The sequence below is a fragment of the Alkalihalophilus marmarensis DSM 21297 genome (assembly GCF_000474275.2).
In the GTDB taxonomy this organism is placed as follows: Bacteria; Bacillota; Bacilli; order Bacillales; family Bacillaceae_D; genus Alkalihalophilus; species Alkalihalophilus marmarensis.
The window spans coordinates 1-5,337 of the sequence record NZ_ATAE01000022.1 but is presented as its reverse complement, the minus strand read 5'-3'; the positions used below and the strand labels follow the sequence as shown (position 1 = coordinate 5,337).

Annotated in this window: 7 protein-coding genes and 1 pseudogene; 3 read left to right on the top strand and 5 right to left on the bottom strand. The window is 40.3% G+C overall.

Translation table 11 applies throughout. The features are described 5' to 3' along the window. Window positions 1–386 precede the first annotated feature (386 nt). From A33I_RS07775 to A33I_RS07770, 3 genes and pseudogenes are all read right to left on the bottom strand, one after another. Window positions 387–905, bottom strand: coding sequence for a GNAT family protein (locus tag A33I_RS07775; RefSeq protein ID WP_022627933.1), 519 nt, complete (start codon window positions 903–905; stop codon window positions 387–389). 140 nt (window positions 906–1,045) lie between these two features. Next, window positions 1,046–1,222 (bottom strand): annotated as a pseudogene (locus A33I_RS20235) (alpha/beta hydrolase); the annotation flags it as partial. Window positions 1,223–1,276: 54 nt separating this feature from the next. Beyond that, window positions 1,277–2,179 carry a 5'-3' exonuclease gene (locus A33I_RS07770; protein ID WP_022627931.1) on the bottom strand — a complete coding sequence of 301 codons (903 nt, stop codon included), beginning with the start codon at window positions 2,177–2,179 and terminating at the stop codon, window positions 1,277–1,279. A gap of 147 nt (window positions 2,180–2,326) precedes the next feature. Here A33I_RS07770 and A33I_RS07765 point away from each other — a divergent pair, with 147 nt between their 5' ends. Continuing rightward, the gene (locus A33I_RS07765) at window positions 2,327–2,512 is read left to right on the top strand and encodes a hypothetical protein (protein ID WP_031311511.1); all 186 of its coding nucleotides are present in this window, start codon (window positions 2,327–2,329) and stop codon (window positions 2,510–2,512) included. Between the two features lie 63 nt (window positions 2,513–2,575). On the opposite strand, the gene bshB2 is transcribed toward A33I_RS07765, so the two are convergent. Both bshB2 and A33I_RS07755 read right to left on the bottom strand, forming a co-directional pair. Then, entirely contained in the window at window positions 2,576–3,265 is a 690-nt protein-coding gene (bshB2, locus tag A33I_RS07760) for a bacillithiol biosynthesis deacetylase BshB2 (RefSeq protein ID WP_022627929.1), read from the bottom strand. A 21-nt stretch (window positions 3,266–3,286) separates the two neighbouring features. Further along, window positions 3,287–3,634, bottom strand: coding sequence for a YojF family protein (locus A33I_RS07755; RefSeq protein WP_012959160.1), 348 nt, complete (start codon window positions 3,632–3,634; stop codon window positions 3,287–3,289). 171 nt (window positions 3,635–3,805) lie between these two features. Between A33I_RS07755 and A33I_RS07750 the strand changes: the two genes are divergently transcribed. Both A33I_RS07750 and A33I_RS07745 read left to right on the top strand, forming a co-directional pair. Then, the gene (locus tag A33I_RS07750) at window positions 3,806–4,372 is read left to right on the top strand and encodes a cysteine hydrolase family protein (protein WP_022627928.1); all 567 of its coding nucleotides are present in this window, start codon (window positions 3,806–3,808) and stop codon (window positions 4,370–4,372) included. Between the two features lie 17 nt (window positions 4,373–4,389). Then, window positions 4,390–5,241 carry a S1C family serine protease gene (locus A33I_RS07745; RefSeq protein WP_022627927.1) on the top strand — a complete coding sequence of 284 codons (852 nt, stop codon included), beginning with the start codon at window positions 4,390–4,392 and terminating at the stop codon, window positions 5,239–5,241. Window positions 5,242–5,337: the final 96 nt, after the last annotated feature.

Here is a 5,337-nt window from a genome sequence, read left to right as displayed (position 1 = left end):
AAATTCGACCAACCACTCTCAGAAAACAAAAGGACTTTTTCAGTGGCCTCGCCTAGAGCAGGAGTGAGATCCCACAGGGCAAAAGCCCGAGGAAACTCACTAGCTCCCCGCGAAAAGCGAGTATATTTCAGGAGCGGAGGCTATGCTTTAAACCATGTTTGAGGTACTTTGTGTTAAATAGCTTTTGGAAGAAGACCAAAATCCTCCACATAATGATTACAAAAAGCAATAACTTAGCGGATGAATTACGGGAGCTTCTATGGGGACTAGAGCAGGGGTGAGATCCCACAGGGCACAAGCCCGAGGAAGCTTACTGGCTCACCGTGGAAAGCGAAACATATTTCAGAAGCGATAAACTTAGATCATACAAGTTGTTTACCTGATCATTATGAAGCTGGATTCCATACAAGATCTCCAGATTTGTCTTGATGATCTACTTCTACATCAAAATGATGCTTTTCATAAAAATGGATGAGTCTGTCAAGATGATCCCAATCGCGTTGTGCGATATCACCGGTAATGTATTGGACATTTTGATCCATGGCATGGTTTTTTAAGTAATTCATGCAGATCGAACCATATCCTTTGTTTTCTTCCCCTTTTATATCACCGATGTGGATCGTATGATCATCTGCATAGGTGGCTTGAATTGAAAAATCCCAGACCCCTCTAAAGGCAGAGTCACATTCATTGAGCATAATTTTACACTGAGCTCCATCATCTAAGATGTACACAATCACCCATTTTTCTTCTTTGGTCTGCTCGATGCCGAGTACCTGCCACCGTTTAGCAATTTGTTTCAAATTCTCTTGCATCCGGAACATTTGAAACTCCAATTCATTTAATTCTTTCTGCAGCTCCTCTGGCTCTTTGACTTCATCAGTCGTGAGAGTTGCGAGTACCACCGAACCACTCCTTTTTAAATTTATTGTGTTCTAGTTAATAATTATTTTCTAGTTAATTTGAATCACACAAGTTCAGTATTATAAAGGAACTTGATCATTTTTTCAAATCAAAAAGCCGAGCAGCGCTCAGCTTTTTCTTACTAGTATTGACGAGTAATCCCCATAGATAATGCATCGCGTACTTGTTTAAGTTGTTCTTCTTTATTAGAAATGGAGGCGGGGGTGTCGCCTTTTTGAGCTCCGTACGATCCAAATTGTGCATGGTTGCCGCCTTCGATTATGATTTCAAGGTGGTCAGAAGCGAAGTATGCTCCGGCCGCTCCTTTATATGACTTTTAAAAAAGCTATCCAGCAATTGGATAGCTTAGACATTATAATAAGGTTGTATGCAGTTTGATCTTTAATTCAACTGATTGGAAAACAGATTCCACACGCTCGTGGTCCATTTCAAATGTATAAGTTGTAAAATCAGTGTCTTCAAGGTCTGGAATCTCGCAAATAATCGTAGCCAGTTTTTTACTGAGGATGGCCGATTCCCTACCTGCAATCAGCTTCTTCTGATATCGTTTATATGCAGGGTCAAATTCTCCAGTTTCTAATTGATTATAAACACCTTCAACGGATCCATATTGCTGAATAAGCGGAAGAGCGGACTTCTCTCCAACCCCAGGACAGCCCGGAATATTATCACTCTTATCACCAAGCAAAGCTTTTACATCAATCCACTGAGTTGGTGTAATGCCATATTCCTCTTCGAAGTGTGTATGAGTGTATAGTATTTCTCCCTTTTTACTTGCGATAATTTGAGTCGTGCGCTCATCTAAAAGCTGAAGAAGGTCGCGGTCATTACTATAAATCAAGCAGCGTCCGTCGTTTCTCTTCGACCATTGACAGGAAAGTGCTCCGATTGCGTCATCGGCTTCATAAGGCGGAACCGTTACCTGCAATATTCCCATATCTTCTAAGATGCGAGTACACGTTTCATATTGCTCAATAAGCGGAGCAGGGAGGTCGTTACGTGTTTCTTTGTAAGTCGGAGCATATTGGCGTCTAACTGAATCTTCACGCTTAACATCCCATGCTACTGCGGCATGCGTGACATCATGTTCATGAATTAAATTCATTAATTTTTGAAAGAACACACGCAGGGCGTTTGTATATAAACCATCACTATTTTTACTAAGCTGATCATCACTTCTGCCATAAGACGTAGCAAAATATCCTCTGCTCAGTAAATTAAAACCATCAATTAATAATAAGGTTGGCTGTGTCAAAATAACGTCTCCTTTAAAATGAAAGTTCTTATAGTTTAACATGTCTTATGCATAAATGAGCAATTCTTTTAGGAAAGGGATTTCATTAGATGTGGAAGTCATTTAATGATAAAATGGAATGAATTGATAAAAAAGGAGTTCAACAGTATGACGGTCTTATTTATAATCGCTATCATCACATGTATCGCAGCTCTAGTGATTACTCTTGCCCTAACAAAGCAAGAGGATGAACAGTATGGAAGCAAACGTAGTATTACGAACTTGTCCCTCGTTTACTTAATTATCTTGCCAATCATTACGGTTATTATTGTATTAATCTGGTGGATATTCTAAAGAAGAACATGCAGTCCCGCAGGCAGGGGCGCATGTTCTTCTTTGTATGGAAAAGTTATTTAGTTACACTTCTAATTGATCCACATCCACAGTCCAAAATTGTTCAGTGAAAAATTTCACTGCAGCATCTGGCTGATCTCCTTTTACTAACGTTTCTTCAAGGTCTTTTAACATCCAAGCAGTTTGTGAGATGTGTGCTCTTAAAGCAGCCATTTTTTGATTAGCAAACGGGCTGATCGAGTGAACGACGTCTGCTTTGCCAATATGTTCTTCATGTCCATTTGAGAAGGCGACACAGTGGAGAGTCGGCCGGTCTTCTTTTTTCACCTTTTTAACCGCACGTACAACAGCTCTAGCTGTCGCTTCATGGTCAGGGTGTACGGAATACCCCGGATAGAAACTGATAATAAGAGACGGATTACATTCAATAATAAGGTCACTTACCAACTGAACCATTTGATCATCATCTTCAAACTCTAATGTTTTATCACGCAGCCCCATCATTCTAAGGTCAGTGATTCCAATAGCTTCCGCAGCCTTTTTCAGCTCTTCTTTACGGATAAGGGGCAGAGATTCACGTGTGGCAAAAGGAGGATTCCCCAAATTCCTTCCCATTTCTCCTAGTGTTAAACAAGCATATGTAACAGGCGTTCCGCTAGATGTGTGCATCGCTATGGTTCCTGACACTCCAAACGCTTCATCGTCTGGATGAGGAAAAATGACAAGAACATGTCTTTCATTACTTGTAGTCATGGACATTCACTCCTTTACTCATTATTCGAATGGTGTTTTACTGATTTCAAGCGCCACGGCTAGTTTTCCGTCAAAGCCATGTCCAGCTAACAGCAGACGACCTTCTTGATCTAATTCAAAGTGAGTCAATCCCTCTGCATAGACCCAGCCTATTTCAATTTTAAGACCTGCGCGAAAAGGACCCTCGCCTATAATTTTTCCATGCTCGTATGTAACATTTGCATTTCTTATATAAGCACTAGCTGAGAAAAAAGATTGATCAAAATGACTCGCATAGGCCCCGTTTGTTGTTTCAAGATGTATGTATACGGGCTGCTTAGCAAATTGATTAATCAAAGGCTGTACTTCTTCAATCGTTATTGGTTTCACTGAACAGTCCTCCAAATGTAGTCTAGTATGTCGTTCATTATAATGTATCAGCGAATGTAATAACAGTAAAACGCGTTAATGTGTGCGCTTAAACAGGAATACAATTGAGATTTGTCGAACCTAGGGAGGCAAGGCAATATTCACACATTTAAAATAGGGGCTGGATGATAAATGAGTAGAAAAGCATTATTGATCGTAGATATGAGTTATGATTTTGTAGCGGATGATGGCGGATTAACGGTCGGTACTCCTGCACAGACCATTGTGCCCGATATTGTACGTACAGCAAATTTGTTTCTTGAAAAGGGAGACGTGGTCGCCGTTTGTATGGATGCCCATACAGAAGATGATCCCCATTTTGAACTATGGCCAAAGCATAATATTATCGGAACGAAGGGGCAAGAATTGTACGGTGAACTCGAGACGTGGTACGATAAAAACAAAGAAAATAAGAGTGTCCTCTATATTCCAAAGCCTGAATATGACGCATTTTTTAACACGAATTTAGAGGAGGAATTACTTGCAGCGGATGTTGGTGAAGTATATGTTGTAGGTGTATGCACCGATATTTGCAATTTCCTTACTGTGTACGGGGCATATGCACGCGGCTTTAAAACGGTTGCGATTTATGATCAGATGGCAACATTCACACCTAATCAAGATGTTTTCATTAAACAGATGGAATCAATTTTTAAAACGAAAATTCTATATACAAGTGATTTAGAGAAGCTAGAGTAAGGGGGATTATTGAGATAGTGTCTAGGCACCGAGATGATTCAGATGAAACAAAAAATGATCAATTAGATGAAGATATAATGGAAAATAACACTGAGGAAGATCCTTACGGAGAACCACCGCTAGAAGATTTCTTATTTGATGAAGCAGAAGAGGTAGATCCTGAGCTGCTTGAACAGAAACGCAAAAGAAAACAGTTTATCATTCGATCGATTGCTATAGGCATCAGTTTATTATTAGTAGTCAATGTCCTAAGCATCTGGCTGAATGTGTTTAGTTTAGATTCCCTTAAGCTCCTTCGTGGAACGGAACAATATTCAGAGGATGAGATGGTACAAAACAGCATGGAATCAGTCGTTCTGATCCAGAACCAACAGTCACGTGGCACTGGTTTTATCGTATCAAGCGAGGGACTTATTGTGTCTAATGATCATGTTGTCGATGGCGGAGGACCATTAGCTGTCACGTTACCTTCTGGTGATCAGTATGTAGCAGAGATCGTTGATTCTGATGAAGGGCTGGATCTAGCGCTGCTTGAAATTGAGGCAGATGGACTGCCATATTTACCGTTGAGTGATGTAGGGGCAGAGCGTGATGAGCGAATTCTAGTCATAGGAAACCCGCTTACCCAGCAGCAAATTGTTAATGAAGGAGAGGTCTTAGATCAACAAGAAGGCTTTGAGATTTTACGAATTTCTGCACCAATCTATGGCGGTCACAGCGGAAGTCCTGTACTTACAGAAGCTGGTGAAGTCATTGGCGTTGTATATGCGAGAACGGTTCCTGGTCTATTTGATGAAGAACCTTCAAGAGGGTTGGCAGTTCCAATTGAAAAAGTAAAAACAAGATTTGCAGAGTATTTAAATGAATAAAGAGAGCTGTCCGCTATTGATATGCTCCCCATAAGGTAGACAGATTAAAAAATAAAAATCTGGCTACTTTAAGGGGAGTATTTTTAATGTCTAAAA

Bases quoted from the DNA above. Each gene is read 5' to 3' on its own strand.
- A33I_RS07765 (WP_031311511.1), top strand. From the start codon at position 2,327: ATGACGGTCTTATTTATAATCGCTATCATCACATGTATCGCAGCTCTA.
- bshB2 (WP_022627929.1), bottom strand. From the start codon at position 3,265: ATGACTACAAGTAATGAAAGACATGTTCTTGTCATTTTTCCTCATCCA.
- A33I_RS07750 (WP_022627928.1), top strand. From the start codon at position 3,806: ATGAGTAGAAAAGCATTATTGATCGTAGATATGAGTTATGATTTTGTA.